Genomic DNA, 16822 nt, shown 5'->3' with positions numbered 1-16822 from the left:
TATATGTATTATTAGTATAACTACCGTGATAATACTGTTCATGTCATTTCAGGAGGATCAAAATGTGTACCTGGAAGATAGCAGGTTTTGTGATTTTTATCCTCTCCTTCGGATTATGCATCTTTGTGTCAGCGGATAATCTTGTTCCCGGAGATGTCAACGGCGATGGGTCAGTTGATGTCTCCGATGCTGTATATTTGGTGAATTATGCTTTGGGAGGAGGACCTCCTCCGGTTGAGTTTGGGCCGGGCGATGTGAATAACGATTGCAGTGTCGATATAAGTGACGCTGTCAGGATCATTTTCTATGCTTTCGATTCAAGCGTGGATTCACTCTTTATTGGATGTATTCATGAAGAGGTAAACAGCGGATGTCTGCCTGATCGATCCGGAAGAGGGGAGATGGTAGTAGAGGTCGATGGCTATAATCTGGTTATCAATCACATTAACGCTTTCTACCAATGTTGTCTCGGGTACAAAGTCGATTACCAGATTTTTGGAGATGAGATTACGGCTATGGAATCAGATACAGGAGCTCCCTGTGACTGCCTGTGCTGGTTCGATCTGTCTTCGAAGTTTTACAACCTTGAAGAGGGAGAGTATTCCGTTACTTTGATCGGAATCGAAGGCGATACCATCGGTACTCAAACAGTAAGCGTTCCTTTACATTCCCCGGAACTCGTTGAGTTCTCGGACACTGGGTGTGTCGATTATCCCGACAAAAATCCCGCCCAGGATGTCGATTACTTTCAGGTAGATGATACCCTGAAGATGGTTCATCACGATGCTTATTTCAACTGCGGGGCGGAACTTGTAGTGCTATTCGAGCAGGCCGGTGATACACTGCGGTTCACTGAACAAAACATTTCTGACGATTACACCTACTGCACCTGCTTCTTCGAAGTCTCAGCCAGGGTGGTCGGTCTGCCATACGGTCAATATGTGGCTGAAATTTATCATGACGATCCATTTGATGGGCCTGTGTTTTTAATCGACCGCAGAACTGTCTCCGTCACAGATTAAAAAAGTTTAAAACTACTGACCGATTCTGTCAGTGCAATTGTTTATACTGAAAGCGCGCTGATCCACAGATCTCTCTATATCGGGTTGCGACCCCTCCATACGTGGAGGGGAAACCTCACCGAGAGTAAGCAGGCAGTTCAGTAGCACTACTGAACATGCTCTCGAAAGAATGAGCGGCCAGTTCCCACGGCCGCTCAGTTTATTTTATATTGTCAACCACATTTAACATCCTATAATTAGTGACATGGATGATTTATGGTATATGACAGTTGCGACTGTGGCGGATATATGGAAACGTCCGGCTTTCGAGTCCGAGAGGGTAAACCAGACGCTCTACGGTGAATTCGTCAGGCGCGATATCAAGCAGGGCAAGTACCTGAAAGTATTTACAGACGACAGCTACACCGGATGGATCCGTCAGGACCACCTGGTTCCCGTCGTGGAGACAATGTCCGACCTGAAAAGCGCCCGTGTAAAATCGATTTTCGCGGAGTTGTACAGGTCAGAAAAATCAAGGATATTATCAGGAAGACTGCCGTTTGGAGCAAGGGTAATATTCGATATCGCGGCCCAGAAACGTGACGAGCAATCGAGCAGGATCAAACTCGAGTACCCGAAGGGATGGATCGAATCCGGTGATTTACTGTTGCGGCGGGCCGACCAGGTAGCTCTGACGACAGTCATCAGAACATTCAAAAAATTCACCGGCACACCTTACCTGTGGGGAGGAAGATCGTCATACGGATGTGACTGTTCGGGCTTCATACAGCTCGTATTCGGTTACTACGGCCTCGAGCTTCCACGCGACAGCAAAGACCAGAGACAGTGTGGCAAGACTGTTTCACGAAAGAGTTTAGATCTGTGTGACTTGATTTTTTCGCCCGGTCACGTTTCGGTTCATATAGGCCGGGGAGAGATAATTCATGCCAGCCAGAAGACAGGTTCTGTCGCTGTTGAATCGATCGATCCGGATTCCATAAGATACCGTGCCGATATCGCCGAAAAGATCAATGCAATCAGGCGTATAGTATAGGCAGAATCGAGATCCGGGCGTCGGCTAAATTTCTGTATGATGAGATATCGTGCTGAACTGATAGATGTAAGCCTGAAGGAGACATTCAGAATCTCCCGGGGCGAAACCGGACGAAAGCAGAACTGCATCGTCAGACTCGATTCAGGGTGGGGGGAATGTTGCCCTTCCATCTACTACGGCTATTCTGCTGAAGAGTGTTTCCGGGTAATTGAAAATGACAACATAGATATTGCCGATCCTTTCGATCTGAATGCGGTCCTGATCGATCTGGAAAAGCGCTTTGGTGATCGCAAGTCGCTTTTGGCAGGGCTCGATATAGCTTTGTACGATTATATCAGCACGAAGCTTGAACTGCCGCTCTGGCAATACCTGGGAATACCCGATCCTCACGGCAAAGAAACATCCTATACGGTCTCAATCGACAGCCCGGAAAATGTCGTAAAACGTCTTGAAGCGGCCAAAGGGTTTCCAGCCGTCAAGTTGAAGATAGGTTCAGATCATGATCTCGATAATCTCAAACTTATCCATTCAACCGGCAAATTCAAGCTGCGTGTCGATGCCAACAGCGCATTTACACTCGATCAATTCATGGAACTGGTTCCGCTTATAAATGATATCGGGGTGGAGCTGATCGAACAGCCCCTGGTTGATTCTGATCCGAATGATCTCAAAATGTTGAAACGGGAGCTCAGAGCGCCGATATATCTCGATGAAAGCATAGTCGAAGTCGAGGATATCTACCGTTATGTGGGCTCTATCGACGGAATAAACATCAAGCTCCAGCGTGTGGGTGGTATTCACCAGGCGCTAAAGATGATCCAGGTGGCCAGGTCTGTCGATATGAAAATTATGTTTGGGTGTATGCTGGAAACTTCGATTGGCAATACTGCCGCGGCTCATCTGGCAGGATTCGCCGAGTTTCTGGATCTCGATTCGAGTTTTTTGATACGGGATGATCCTTTTGTTGGTATAAAGATCGATCGGGGTAAAATATTAGTACCGGATAGTCCCGGCCTGGGAGTTAGAAGAATTGATGAAGCATAATATCTGGATCATAATTATTATTATTTCACTCGGCTGTATGTCACTGTACGCTGACGATGCCCGAGAAAAAGTGATGCCACAAATTGAAGTCATTTATCCCAAGCAGAATCAGTACGTTCATGCTTCCGATTCGACCTTTATTCTCGGCAATGTCACTGTCGGGGCAAATTTGACGATAAACGGCTTCAACGTGGATGTTCACAAACAGGGTGGATTCATTGCCTTTTTGCCTGTCGAAGAGGGTGAATTCGAGTTCGAATTGATAGCCCGAAACAAATTCGGCGCAGACACGCTGGTCTGGCTGGTTACTATACCCGAACCATTCAAAATAGTACCTGAAGATTCGTTCGCGATCCTCGATGAGTTCTTATCACCTTCAGTTTACCAGGAACTAACCGCCGGTGACCTGGTCGAGTTCAGCTTCCGGGGGACTCCCGGATGCAGTGCGATGTATAAAATCGACAGCCTGACCGACTGGAGACCTATGTTTGAAGTCGAACAGAAAGTCAAAATACCCGGTAGTGAGACGATATTTGGCTCCGAAATGTTGCTCGATTCGACTATCAGGACCGGCACCTACCAGGCTGGTTTGTATATGCCCGCGGACACAACTATCGATTCAGCAAACTTGATATTCAGGCTCTGTTGTGAGATGGAAAAGATCGAGCTCAACTCACTTCCAATAGATTCACTTCTGACAGATTCAGTCGAAATACAGTGCCTCGAAGATACACTTGAGCAGATCATCACCCTTAAAAGCTACGATTATCCGCAAATAGTGGAATTAAAAGATTCAGTCCAGACAATCCGCACCGGACCGCGCAAGGGCTATCTCTCAATATTTCAGCCGGCCGGGGTGAGATTTATAGCAGATGGCAAATATAGTAATTATGTCCGCATGAAACTTGCGCCCGGTCAACCGGCATGGGCTCCGGACACATCGCTTATCTTTATGCCTCCGGGCACTCCCGCGCCGTACTCCGAGATCGCTTATTTACGCACTTTTGCAGGACTTCATTACAGCCGTGTATCGGTCTATCTCGACATGAAACTACCATTTCGGGTCGAATACGATCCTGAACGCAATGAGATGGTCCTGCTCATATATTATGCCACTTCCGACACCGACTGGATTCGTTATGATCCAGAAGATGATTTGATTGAATACATTACCTGGAGCCAACCACAGGAGGGGGTCTACAAACTTACGATAAAACTCAACCAGGATCATATCTGGGGTTATGAGTGCGACTACGAGGGCAATGTGCTCAATCTGGACATCAAAAAAGCTCCGGCCGAAAAGTTAAAACTTGAGAATCTCAAGATAGTCATCGACCCCGGCCATTCTGCGGACCCGGGCGCGATCGGACCGACCGGTCTGACGGAAGCCGAGGCCAACCTCAAAATCAGCCGGGAGCTTATGGAGAAACTTCGTGACGAGGGTGCGGAAGTAGCGATGACGCGCTATGACGATGCCGATGTCGGTATTTACGAGCGCCCCCAAATAGCGGTTGCCGAGGATTGCGATATATTTATATCTGTTCATAACAACGCCCTGCCTGATGGTGTCAATCCATTTACCAACAACGGCGTTTCGACATTTTATTATCACCTCCACAGCAAGAGGCTGGCCGAGATGATCCAGGCCGAGATGTCCGACAAACTCGATCTCGATGACTATGGTCATTACTACGCTAACTTTGCAGTCACAAGGCCGACTCAGTACCTGGCGGTTTTGCTGGAATGCACTTTCATGATTTTACCGGAAGAAGAAACCCGTCTCAGGGGAGACGATTTCGCGGAGGACTGTGCTGATGCGATCCGCGACGCTATTGAAGATTATCTCGACGAGTTGGATTAATCACTGCTTGAGCGCGCCGGTAACAATTCCTGAAACTATCCTGCGCTGAAAAATCAGAAATACGATTATAATGGGGATCGTGGCGATAAACGAGGCGGCAAAATGAGTCTGGTACTCGACCTGACGTCCGACAATATTGCCGATTGCCACCGGAAGGGTTCTCATCTCAGCCGAATTGGTAAGGATGAACGGCAGTAAAAAAGCATTCCAGTTGACCATAAAAATCATCACTGTCATTACCGCCAGAACCGGACGACACAGGGGAGCCACAACTTTAAAGAGAATTCCGAAATCAGAAGCGCCGTCAATTCTGGCAGCTTCTTCCAGGTCAGCGGGAAGTTCGCGGATATACTGCGAGACCAGAAAGATCCCCAGCGGGTTGACCAGAAACGGCAGTATCAAGGCCCAGTAAGTATCCAGCATGCCGAAGAACTTGATCTCCAGGAACAATGGAATCAGGATGATATGAAGCGGTACCATCAACACCACGATGATCGAAAAGAAAAGGATCTTTTTGAACGGGAATCGCCTGCGGGCAAAAGCGTAACCGACCATCAGGCAGAAAACGATATTACCGACAGAAACACAGCCGGAGACGAACACGGAATTAAAAATAGAACGCGAGAAATCTGCCGAACTGAAGACCTTTTCTACATATTTCAGGGTAAAATCAAATTCGACTATATTCTGGTAGAGCGAACGGGGCTGAAAACTCTCGGAAAATGTGCCCAGCACCATCCACCACATCGGCAGAAACATCCCGATAAACAACAGAAGCATAATTGACCACAGGATTGCATTTTTTATCCTGGAACTCATTCGTAAGTTGCCCTCCCGTAGCCAAACAATTTGAGCTGAATCAAGGCCACGATCATGATGATCACAAACAACAGATAGGCCGCCGCCGAGGCTTTGCCCATCGAAAACAGCCCCCGCAAACCGATATCGTAGATGTAATAAACGATCGTCGTGGTAGCGTTGTTAGGACCTCCGGAATCATTTGACATGATATAGATTTCTATGAAAACCTGGAATGATTTGATTGTGTTAATCAATACTATATACAGCGCGGTCGGACGAAGGGCCGGCAACGTAATTTGAAAAAACTGCTGAAACCGGGATGCGCCATCGAGACGAGCCGCTTCATACAGTTCTTCCGGGATTGATTTCAATCCGGCAATAAATATCAGCATATAGTAACCGGACGCGATCCAGATATCCATAAACATGATCGCCGGCAGGGCGGTCGTCTCCGAAAGTAAAAAACCCCGCTCAGGTGTGGGCAGTCCGGTCATCCCGAACAGGAATTCGAGATAGCCTCCCTTTTGATACAATGAGGTAAAAATCAAAGCCATAACCACCAGCGAAACCAGAGAAGGCAGAAAATAGGCCGACCTGAAAAAGATCGCGAATTTAATCCGGCGATTTACAAGCAGGGCCATCAGAAGTGAAAATACCGTGGTAAATGGTATTGTGCCGATCACGAAGACGAATGTATTTTTTAAAGAGGCGATAAACCTGGCATCTTCAAACAATTCGATAAAATTACTGAAACCCACAAAGCTGACCGCTTGAGCACCGAGCGAAAAATCGGTAAACGAAAGATACAGTGAGTAGATGAGTGGAAAGACCCAGAACAAAAGCAGTGTCAGTATCCAGGGTGAGAGAAAAACAAATGTACTGGAAAACTTGAGTCCGAATCTTTTACTCATTTAAAATCCGGGTGATCTCCCCGCAGGCGGATTTGAGGATATCTTCAATTTCGGCCTTATGGTAGATCGCTTTCTGGACAGCATCTTCGACTATATCCTGAATCAGCACCCACTGGGGGTGAACCGGCGAAGGCACCGCATAATTGAGCTGGTCTAAAAACACCATCGCCAGCGGATGAACGTCTCTGATAATTTCACCGGCTGATTGCTTGTTGGATGGGGTCACTGAGCCGGCCGCGCGATTGAATCTCAGGTCAGCATCCCTGGATACCAGAAAACGGATCAGCTTCAATGCTTCTGTCTTATGCTTCGATTTGGAGTTGACCGTCAGAAACTCACCGCCCAGAAATGAAGCTGATCGCTTTCCTCCGTCAGGGCCGGGTATCAAGGCCGCCCCGACCTGGAAATCCGGTGGCTGAACGCGGATTCGCCTGAGTATCCAGTCGCCGGAAATAATAAAGCCGAGTTCGCCCGCTAAAAATTTATCGTCCAGGTTGCGTTGTGATTCGAGGTAACCTATATCGGTCAAACGCGTATAGAAATCGAGCGCTTCGACAGCCTGCCTGGAATCAAACAAGCAGCTGTCGTCATCGGAAATCACACTGCCGTCATTTGACCATAGAAACGGCAAAAATTTCTTGTACAACCTGAATTTCTCGTAGGAATTTGAGCCAAAACCATAAAACGGTTCGCCCAGTTGATTGATTGTTTCCGAGAAAGTATAAAGTTCATCCCATGTCCGGGGAGGCTTCTGAGGGTCGAGCCCGGCCTCTTTGAGCAGGTTTTTATTATAGAACAATACCCGCGTACCCAGCATCCAGGGAAAACCGTAAACGTTGTTACCCAGCTCGGCCGCCTGCCATCCCATAAGGGAATCACGATACGGTCCGGCCTGATCACTCAAATCCATCAGAAGATCTCTGGCCGCGTACTCCGGCACCCAGTCGGACCCGAGTTCAATTACATCAGCCGCGGTTTCAGTGGCGAATGCTACGGTGATTTTATCATGGCCGTTCGACCAGTTCAAGTCAATCAGCTCAACTTCGATCCCCGGATTGGCGGCCTCGAATTCATCAATCAATTCCACAATCACAGGGCGAACATCGGATGATGTCCAGAAGTGCATGAAGGTCAGTTTGTCCTCCTGATCCGAACAGGATAAACTTACAACCAGTATGATCAGGATTACGATTATCAAAAACTTGCGCATGGCAAAAATAAAGCGACCTCAAAGCCTGTGGTCAAGTTTGAACTTTTTGTTGACTTGTGATCACAGAAGTTTTTAGTTTTTCAGCGTATGAAGGGTTTTATGATTTCTAATATTATGGCTTCGGCTCAGGCCGATGGGGAAGCGGTGTCCGCTTTTCTCCATCCCGAACGCATACCCATCTTGATCGGCACCCTGATCGCTCTCATAATCTTCTTTGCTTACACTTATCTTGCTCGCCGGGGAGGGCTGAAAATTCGCAAGGTGTCTGGTCTGGACGCTGTCGATGAGGCGATTGGCCGTGCGACCGAGATGGGCAAGCCGGTGCTGTTTACGCCCGGCTGGGGAGGGGATATCCAGAGGCCTACGACGATAGCGGCCCTGAATATTCTCAACCTCGTGGCGCAGAAAACCGCCAGCTACAACTGCGACCTGATTTTCCCTACCCACGATCCGGTTATCATGTCCGCCGCCGAGGAAACTGTCCAGAACGCTTATATAAATGCCGGGCATCCCGATCTCTATAAGCCGGATAATATCTACTATACCACCTCGAGTCAGTTTGGCTATGCCGCCGCGGTCGATGGCGCGATCAGTCGTATTAAACCTGCCACGGTCATGCTTTTGGGAACATTCGAAGCTGAGGCATTGATTTTGGCGGAAACCGGCAACTCGGTCGGGGCTATGCAGATAGCCGGTTCAGATTCAACAATCCAGCTCGCTTTTTTCCTGGTAGCGTGTGACTACACTTTGATCGGGGAGGAACTTTTTGCCGCCTCCGGCTACCTCTCGCAGGACCAGGAAGTGATATCATCGATCAAAGCGCAGGACATAATGAAGATTATTATCGCGGTCATACTTGTGGCCGGGACGATCGCGGCTACTCTGGGTTTTGAACAGGTGGCGGAGTGGGTGGTATGATATGAAGACTCGTCTGCCGATAGCTGTATGTTTTGTTTTCGGCCTGTTTACATTGTTTCAGTATTTCACAGCCGATCCCACACTCGAGAGCATCTACAAGGAAATACTCGACTGGATGCAGATCATCTTCGTGTTTACTCTCCTGGTGGGGGTTGTCAGCCTCGCTAAAATACATTCCGAAAAATTGATCAAAAAGAGAACCGACTGGCCATACAGCATCCTCACTATCCTCGGGATCGTGGTGATGGCATTTTTGGGATTTGCTTATGGAACCGACTGGGGCACACCTTTCTTGTGGATATTTATGAATATCCAGGTGCCGATGCAGTCGACTATGTTTGCGTTATTGGCATTCTATGTTGCTTCGGCCGCCTACCGCGGTTTCAGGTTCAGGAATCGCGAAGCCAGTGTACTGTTGATTACAGCCCTGATCGTTATGATGGGGCGGATTCCATTGGGACACATGATCTCTGACATTATTCCCGGAACTGCTGAATGGATCATCGATCATCCATCCGTAGCCGCCAAACGGGGCATCCTGATCGGGATCGGGCTGGGATCGATCACAACCGCCCTGCGGGTGATTCTGGGAATCGAAAGATCGTACCTGGGAGGCAAAGGAGCCTGATATGGATCTGAGCAGACTTGACCGCAGAATTATCTTTTTGCTGATGGGACTGGCCATTGCGATCCCGATGCTGTTCAATGTCACCCTCCCGGTAAATGTCGAAAAGGACACCCTCGCGGTCTATGATAAAATTGAGATGATTGAGGAGAGTGAGTATGTCATGGTCTCATTCGATTTTGAGGCGTCATCATTTCCGGAGATGCGTCCTTTGGCAGTTGCAATTTTAAATCACCTCTTTGAGCGCAATATAAAAGTCATCGGGCTGGCGCTGTTTTCCGAGGGCACTGCGCTTGGGTTTACTACGATTTCGGATATAGCTGAAAAACACGGCAAGAAATACGGCATCGATTACATCTATCTCGGCTTTCGGCCCCAGTACATCTCTGCAATCCTCGGTATGGGAGAGTCGATCGCCAGGGTTTTTCCAGAAGATTATCTTAAGAAGCAATGGCAGGAATACCCGTTATTCAGCGGTCTTGAAAACTATGATAATGCCGGACTGGTGATATCGGTATCCGATGGTTCGCTTCCGATTCACTGGGCCGAGTACGCCAATGCCCGTTACGGTGTCGAGATCGGAGTGGCCTGCGCGGCCGTCATGGTAACCGCCTTCAAACCATATTTCAACAGCGGTCAGTTGATCGGCCCGGTCGCCGGCGTAAAAGGGGCGGCCGAGTATGAAAAACTGCTGGGACGTCAGGGAGCCGCTCAAAGGCGACTGTTCACGCAATCGTCAGCACATATCCTGATTATTGTACTGGTCCTGGGAGCGAATTTGGCGGCTTACATGAGGAGGAAAAGATGAGCCCGGAAACACTCGTGGCCGCGGTTTTCACGCTGGCAATTTTTTCTTTCCTGTATCGTGAGAATCCAATCTATCGGGCCGCAGAGCATATCCTTGTCGGAATTTCGGTCGGCTATTACCTGGTCATACTGGTAGAGGAAACGATCCTCTCAAAAGTGGTCAATCCCCTGTTTTACGATGGCAGAATGCTGAGTCTGATACCGGCAATCTTGGGCATCATGATGTTTTCCAGGCTGTCGCGTAAGAGCGGATGGCTGGCCAGGATCCCACTGGCTGTACTTATTGGAGCCGGGGCGGGGGTGTCGATTCCTGCCATGTTACAGGCCCGCATCTTAAAGCAAATGTCGGCTTCCATGTTGCCCCTGAACTCGATTGGAGCTGTCGTCATGTTGGTCGGTGTAATCTCTTCTCTGGCATACTTTTACTTCTCTCGTGAAAAAAGCGGTCTGTTTGGAGGGGTGGCACGGGTGGGCACATATTTTTTGATGGTATTTTTCGGTGCCACATTCGGTTACACCGTTATGTCGAGGGTCACGCTGTTAATCGGACGGATGGAATTTCTCATGTCAGATTTTCTGGGTCTGGTAAAATGATCTGCAAGCGGTGTAAGAGTCCGATGAAGGAAGAAAAACGGAGCTATCATAAACAGAGAAAATGGGTTTGCCCTAAATGCGGGCTGGTCAGATTTCAGCATAAAATCGCAAAGAAATGAGTTATAGTTCCGATTAAACATATAGGGTGAACGGAGAATAATTATGCTGATTCGTGGAAATACGGTTATCAGGGTCGGAACTTCCGGCTATTCGTTTCTGGACTGGATCGGTAATTTCTATCCCGCCGACCTTCCCAGGGGCAAAATGCTCGATTTTTACAAAGAGCATTTCAATACGGTCGAAATCAATTCATCATATTACAGCATCCCGCATCCCAAAGTCTATGAAAACATGGTCAGTAAAGTGCCAAAGGATTTCGAATTTTTCGTGAAGGCGCATAAAAGCTTTACCCATGAACGCAAAGATATCATGGAAATCGCTCAGAAATACATTAATTCTCTTAAACCTTTGAAAGAAAGCCAGAAACTGTGCGGTATACTGTTTCAGTTTCCGTTCTCATTTAAATTCAATGACCAGAATCTTACCTATCTGAGAAGGGTCTATGACCTTTTTACAAAGGAACGTATAATTGTCGAGTTTCGACACGCTTCCTGGGTTCGTGAGCAGGTCTTCGAGTTCTTCGAAAAGTACGATATTACATACTGTTCCGTCGACGAGCCCCGAATTCCCAAACTCCTGGATCCGGAGATATTCGTTACGAATGATATGGGTTATGTGCGATTCCACGGCCGTAACCGTCGTATGTGGTGGGAAGGCGGTGGAGAGCGCTATGACTATCTGTACAGCGATACCGAACTTCTGGACTGGGCCAAAAAGATTGAGTACGATACCCGTACGGCCAGAAGAGTATACCTGTTTTTCAATAATTGCCATCACGGGCAGGCTGTTAAAAACGCCAGGATGATGCTGGAAGTTCTGGAAGACAGGCTGGGGAAAAAAGATGAAGAGTAAATTCGCGCTGTTTCTACTGGTATGCGTAGTTGCTTATATCGGAATCAGCTTCATGGAAGGTTCCGGAAGTGTTCCGGTCAGGTATAATACCCTGACCGACTCGTCGCGGATTATGTTCTCACTGCCTCCGGAAAAGTATTACGAAAGCGACCTGGTACTGCCGAAACCTCCCCGCCTCAAAGCCTATTCGGCAATAGTTGTCGATAACAGGACCAACCAGATTCTCTACCAGAAGAAAGCTGATGTCAAACGCCCGATCGCTTCGATTACAAAACTGCTGGCTGCTCTTGTGCTGGTCGAAACAGAGTTCGATTTGACCAGTAAAATCAAGATTTCCCGCTGGGACGCCCGCACATCATCATCATCGAGGTTGAAGGTCGGTGAGAAATTCCTGGCCAAGGACCTGTTTTACGCCGCCCTGATAGCATCCGACAACCGCGCTATTCGGGCTCTGGCACGCTCCGGCGATATGCCTTATAAAGAGTTTGTGAAACTGATGAATAAGACTGCTAAAACTCTCGGGCTCGATTCCACCAGAGTGGTTGATCCCTCGGGTATTTACAGCAGGAATATCTCCACCGCGTCTGACTGCGCCCGGCTGTTGAATTATGCTCTGAGATACCCGATTATTCGCGCCGCGTTATCATGCCGAAAGTATGAATTCCGTTCATTGAATCATAAACTGCTCCACCGTGTAAATAACACCAATCGACTCTTGAAATCGAGCTGGGAGGTTGTCGGGGGTAAGACCGGTTATATTTCGGCATCCGGTTTTTGCCTGGCGGTTAAGATGAAAGATGATCACAAGGCAGATATCACAACGGTCGTGCTCGGCACTCCGTCAAACAATTATAGATTCTCCGAGACCCGAAAAATAGCCTCATGGGCTTTCGAAAGCCTGGCCATGAAATCAGCACAGAGGGGGCATTGATGCTGAAAAAAAATGACAAGAAAACCGACGTCCAGCGGGAGATTCTGGATGGTGTCGACGCGGTCGGTACTATTGTCGAAGAAGATCTCGGGTATGTCCGTAAACGTATGAGCGAATTACAAAAATCGCTGGAAGATATCAAAGATGAAATGGTGAGCCTGAAGACCGAGCACCGGATTCTCGAAAACAACCAGCAGGATATAATCGAAACCTTAAAATACCTTGTCGATAAACTGAATCATATCGAGATTCGAGTGACAGGAAATGCCGAATCGAAAGTTGATCAGGTGGACTGACGGAAAAATTTAGATCAATAAACTGGCAGTAAAAAAGGCTTCCTGAGGAAGCCTTTTATATTCATTCTTTACAATTATTTCAGTCTTCTTCCTGAGCTAATTTCTTGAGTCGTTTCCATTCCGGATAGCTGTTGAATTCGTTTAGCTCTGACACCCCCGCGCGTTGTTCGAATCCGAATAAGTATTTACGAGCGTCTTTTTCTTTTCCACGCGCCATTGAAGCCAGAGCCGAGAGCGCAAAGGCGCGGGCACTGTTTTCATCTTTTTTGCGGGCTTTCTTGAGATACTTAAGAGATTCCTTGTAATTACCCATGATATAGAAAGCCTCGCCCAGCGCGATCATGCTTTCAAAGGAATCATCATCGATGTCCTTGGCGCGTTCGAGATCTTTGAGTGCCGCCTTGTGGTCGTTTCTGCGCAGGTAAACGAATCCGCGGTTACGAAGGGCCCGGGCATTTTCAGGTTCCATATCGAGAACATCGTTATAACAGGCCATAGCCTGGCTCAGGTCATTCTCCACAACGAAAAAGCTGGCGGCCTTGAACAGGTCAGCCCTGGCCTGAGATTTTCGATTTAATTTCATGAATGCTTTGGCGCGCTTGTAATAGGTCGTGCCATCTTCATTTTTCGCCAGTGCCAGCGTGTAGTTGCCGGATGCCTCCTGCCATTCGCCTTTTTCTGCCAGATCATCGGCCATCGAAAGGTATTCGGAGTAGCTTATCTCCGAGGGGTCATAAGCCAGGTCGATCTCCTGCAAGTTTACATCTACCTTGGTGGTTTTGTTCTTCCTGACACTGAATGTGCCGGAATATTCCCTGAATCCTTCCTTTGTTACTACCAGCTTATGCTTGCCTGTGTACAACCTCGAATAGGTCTTGTCCGCGTTTCCCATGACCTTATTGTCGATAATCACGCGCGCGTCCGGCACATTGGAAACAACTTTCAGATTGCCATAAGTGCGTTGAGGTGTCTTGCTTTTCCTTTTCTCTTCTTCTGCCTTTTGCTCAGCTTCTTCGATTTCAGCGGTCGTGATCGAGGGATCCATACGCATGGTCAGAAGGCTTGGTGTAGTCTTGTGAGAGAAGCTCAGGGCCGCCGTTCTGAATTGCATTTTAGAAGCTGATATGGACCAATCCCCTTCAGGTACCTGGTCGAAGATGAACATCCCGTTTTCATCGCTGTAAACTTTACGGCTGAGCTCGTTAATAATTACCTGAGCATTTGGCACGATAGTTTTAGTATCTGAATTCACCAGTACACCGACGACTTTCGCAGGTCCACCGGATGAGAACATACCCGGAAGCACCAGGGTCCCAAGGACGATTATTACCAGCATTGCGACTGCTGCAAATATGTAAGGTTTGCGGTCGAAAGGTTTTGGAAGGAGTGTATAATTTCTGCCGTTATAGCTTAACCTCGCACCGGGGCGCAGTTTGACGTTGTTTTCGAACCAGGCACGACTGCCCTTGACGTAGACCTTGCCGGATCCGCCCTGACGCTCAGGAGCAGATGCTGGAGAGGACGGCTGGCTTTTCGGGCGTGTCGGCGGCTGGTCAGTTTTTTTCTGAGACAGCTGTGATTGTTTCGCTTTCGGCTTGGATGGCACGGGCTTTTTAGGCGCGGGGTGTTCCTCATAGCTGTTCTCAGGCCCCATGTGCTTTTGTTTTATTATATTGGGAATCTTGGACTGAAGCGAAGAGAGAAGCTGTTCCCTTTCAGACAAGCTGATGGCTTCCTTGGTAACATGCTTATCCTGTTTGGCCGTTTTATTGTCCGGCTTTTTATCATCTGATCTGTTCTGCGAATAATCGTCGGTCATTCTAACCTCCGTATCCAGCTCATCGGCCAGATTCTTTTTCTCGAAAGGCTCGTCATCCGGCGCAGGTTGTTTGTCTTCGGTCATATCCATGATGAAATCATCATACGGAGAGGACTCTACTTTAATTAACTCATCCTCGACCTCGAGTTTGTCGTCGGAGGGATCGATGTCGGTTGCCGGTTCCAGTTTCTTGTCAGTATCTTCTGATTTTAGTTTGGCCTGACATTGCGGACAAAGCGATTTACCTGAATCTATTACCTTGCCACAGCTTGAGCATTCAGCCATGAACTGCCCTCCATGATGTAAAATGGGGTATAGTACAACTCTAAATTGTTATATTATATATCGGTTAGGGAAGGGGGCTGGCTTTAATAAATTGGTCTCCAGTGCATGTAAAAATATATGTTATCGAACGTTAATTATGATAAAAGTTTGAACATTTTTTCACTTGACACATCTATAACTTGAACTTATTATTGCACTTTAACTTTTGATGGATACGGGAGGAATTTTTCATGAGCAAAAAATTGCTGTTATCACTTTCAGCACTGTTTCTTTTATCATCTGTGCTGTTGTTTACAGGATGTTCAGAGGACGATTTTGATTATACTGGGCTGGGAATTGAAGAAAAAAGCGCCCTTAAGCTGACCCCTATCGATTTGCCCACCTTAACTGCCGAAGACTCAGTGATTTATGAATTCTGGGTGGCTACTATCGATTCAGTTGATCGAGAAGAAATCTGGCTCGATACTACCAGCCTGGGAAAATTCTTCTGGAATAAAACCGCGTACCAGTTCATGACTGAAACCGGTGAAGCCCGCTCGGATGTATTCAATCTTCCGGAGGGCAAGACCAGCGCTGACTATGATATCCTGATTATAACTTTTGAACCATATCCCGATGATGACCCCGCTATGGCTCGCAACGCTCTTTTGCGAACTTATTTGAATCCCAAATTTGTGGTCAACGAAATGGAGTTCCAGAATGGGTTGAACACCGCCACCGGTTATTATACGCTGGCAACCATTACTGACCATGATTTGAATACTCAAGAGATTTCCGGTCTGTGGTTTGTCTTTATGGAAACCGGAAGCTTTTTGTACGAAAATCTTGAAATCGGGTTGATTGACCTCAAGCCATTCGAACTGGAAGACAATTTCTTTTACGAAGGCTGGGTCTATAAGGATCCCTGGCCGAGACCGCTTTCGCTTGGAAAATTCAAGAATCCAAATTACCGAGACCTGAGTAATCCTTATATTGAAGACCAATATGCGCCACTTGTGCCGGGTGAAGATTTTCTGCAGAACAAGCCTGAAGGCTTCGAAGGTATTGATTATCCGTTTGATCTGGTTGGAGTCGTGGGAGATTCCACTTCCGTCTATGTGACAATCGAGCCGGATCCTGATCCGTTTCCGAACGAACCCTTCCCGCTGATAATATTGTCACGAAACCTCCCGTTAAAGAATGACACGACTGAAAACTCTAAGAATCAGACCCACAGGATCGTCAGGATGGGCAACAGGTATACCACTCTGCCAAAGATAGAGGTGACCAGGGCTGATCCTGTAAGGTAGCCGAGAAATCATAAAAAGGGATATAATAAATCTGGGAAGGCCGGCTCAAGCGATTGGGCCGGTTTAAATTAAGGTTAATCGGATCACACGAAAGGGTTACACACTATGGACATGTTAGGCATCATTGCCGCAGCTTTCGGATTGGGTGGGCTGCTTTTCGCGTTAATCCTGACGTTCTGGATCAAATCTCAGCCGGCTGGAAGCGATAAGCTCAAAGATCTGGCGGATACGATTCACAAGGGCGCCATGGTATTTTTGCAGAGGGAATACTCCATCCTGTTGATATTTATCATCGTGGTGGTTATCCTTCTGGCAGTATTCGTTTCATGGCAAACTGCTGTGGCATTTATTTCAGGTGCGTTTCTTTCCATGCTGGCAGGTTACTTTGGCATGAATTCGGCCAC

Annotated in this window: 17 protein-coding genes; 13 read left to right on the top strand and 4 right to left on the bottom strand. The window is 47.6% G+C overall.

Annotated elements, in window-relative coordinates; all coding sequences use genetic code 11:
* Positions 1–62: 62 nt before the first annotated feature.
* The 4 genes from GF404_04215 to GF404_04200 all read left to right on the top strand — a co-directional run bounded on the left by GF404_04215 (position 63) and on the right by GF404_04200 (position 4960).
* Entirely contained in the window at positions 63–1022 is a 960-nt protein-coding gene (locus tag GF404_04215) for a hypothetical protein (GenBank protein ID MBD3381383.1), read from the top strand.
* A 244-nt stretch (positions 1023–1266) separates the two neighbouring features.
* Positions 1267–2055 (top strand): hypothetical protein, encoded by a 789-nt coding sequence (locus GF404_04210; protein ID MBD3381382.1) that lies wholly within the window; start codon positions 1267–1269, stop codon positions 2053–2055.
* Positions 2056–2091: 36 nt separating this feature from the next.
* On the top strand, positions 2092–3099 hold the full coding sequence (locus GF404_04205) for a hypothetical protein (GenBank protein ID MBD3381381.1): 1008 nt from the start codon (positions 2092–2094) through the stop codon (positions 3097–3099).
* Complete coding sequence (locus GF404_04200) at positions 3089–4960, top strand: hypothetical protein (GenBank protein ID MBD3381380.1); 1872 nt, start codon at positions 3089–3091, stop codon at positions 4958–4960. The genes GF404_04205 and GF404_04200 overlap by 11 nt, the downstream gene beginning before the upstream one ends.
* On the opposite strand, the gene GF404_04195 is transcribed toward GF404_04200, so the two are convergent.
* Genes GF404_04195 through GF404_04185 form a run of 3 tightly spaced genes read right to left on the bottom strand, consistent with a single transcriptional unit; the run spans position 4961 to position 7882 of the window.
* Positions 4961–5779, bottom strand: coding sequence for an ABC transporter permease subunit (locus GF404_04195; protein ID MBD3381379.1), 819 nt, complete (start codon positions 5777–5779; stop codon positions 4961–4963).
* Complete coding sequence (locus GF404_04190; protein ID MBD3381378.1) at positions 5776–6672, bottom strand: ABC transporter permease subunit; 897 nt, start codon at positions 6670–6672, stop codon at positions 5776–5778. The genes GF404_04195 and GF404_04190 overlap by 4 nt, the downstream gene beginning before the upstream one ends.
* Positions 6665–7882, bottom strand: coding sequence for an extracellular solute-binding protein (locus GF404_04185; protein ID MBD3381377.1), 1218 nt, complete (start codon positions 7880–7882; stop codon positions 6665–6667). Before GF404_04185 ends, GF404_04190 begins: the two co-directional genes overlap by 8 nt.
* A gap of 99 nt (positions 7883–7981) precedes the next feature.
* Here GF404_04185 and GF404_04180 point away from each other — a divergent pair, with 99 nt between their 5' ends.
* The 7 genes from GF404_04180 (at position 7982) to GF404_04150 (ending at position 13025) form a co-directional block, all read left to right on the top strand.
* Positions 7982–8800, top strand: a complete 819-nt coding sequence (locus tag GF404_04180; GenBank protein MBD3381376.1) for a hypothetical protein — start codon at positions 7982–7984, stop codon at positions 8798–8800.
* Between the two features lies 1 nt (position 8801).
* A complete protein-coding gene (locus GF404_04175) occupies positions 8802–9428 on the top strand; it encodes a hypothetical protein (GenBank protein MBD3381375.1) in 627 nt (208 codons plus the stop codon).
* 1 nt (position 9429) lies between these two features.
* Complete coding sequence (locus GF404_04170) at positions 9430–10233, top strand: hypothetical protein (protein MBD3381374.1); 804 nt, start codon at positions 9430–9432, stop codon at positions 10231–10233.
* Entirely contained in the window at positions 10230–10826 is a 597-nt protein-coding gene (locus tag GF404_04165; GenBank protein MBD3381373.1) for a hypothetical protein, read from the top strand. The genes GF404_04170 and GF404_04165 overlap by 4 nt, the downstream gene beginning before the upstream one ends.
* Before the next feature lie 162 nt (positions 10827–10988).
* Positions 10989–11798, top strand: a complete 810-nt coding sequence (locus GF404_04160; GenBank protein ID MBD3381372.1) for a DUF72 domain-containing protein — start codon at positions 10989–10991, stop codon at positions 11796–11798.
* Positions 11788–12729 (top strand): hypothetical protein, encoded by a 942-nt coding sequence (locus tag GF404_04155; protein MBD3381371.1) that lies wholly within the window; start codon positions 11788–11790, stop codon positions 12727–12729. Before GF404_04160 ends, GF404_04155 begins: the two co-directional genes overlap by 11 nt.
* Entirely contained in the window at positions 12729–13025 is a 297-nt protein-coding gene (locus tag GF404_04150; protein ID MBD3381370.1) for a hypothetical protein, read from the top strand. The genes GF404_04155 and GF404_04150 overlap by 1 nt, the downstream gene beginning before the upstream one ends.
* A gap of 79 nt (positions 13026–13104) precedes the next feature.
* Here the strand turns inward: GF404_04150 and GF404_04145 are convergent, their stop codons facing one another.
* Positions 13105–15129: a PEGA domain-containing protein gene (locus GF404_04145; GenBank protein MBD3381369.1), complete on the bottom strand. Its 2025-nt coding sequence runs from the start codon at positions 15127–15129 to the stop codon at positions 13105–13107.
* Between the two features lie 230 nt (positions 15130–15359).
* On the opposite strand from GF404_04145, the gene GF404_04140 reads away from it, so the two are divergent.
* On the top strand, positions 15360–16418 hold the full coding sequence (locus GF404_04140; protein ID MBD3381368.1) for a hypothetical protein: 1059 nt from the start codon (positions 15360–15362) through the stop codon (positions 16416–16418).
* A gap of 105 nt (positions 16419–16523) precedes the next feature.
* A partial coding sequence (locus GF404_04135; GenBank protein MBD3381367.1) for a sodium-translocating pyrophosphatase occupies positions 16524–16822 on the top strand: 299 nt, incomplete at its 3' end.

Source organism: Candidatus Zixiibacteriota bacterium (assembly GCA_014728145.1).
In the GTDB taxonomy this organism is placed as follows: domain Bacteria; phylum Zixibacteria; class MSB-5A5; order JAABVY01; family JAABVY01; genus WJMC01.
Note: the sequence above shows the minus strand (reverse complement) of the source record. Positions and strands in the feature narration are given on the sequence as shown.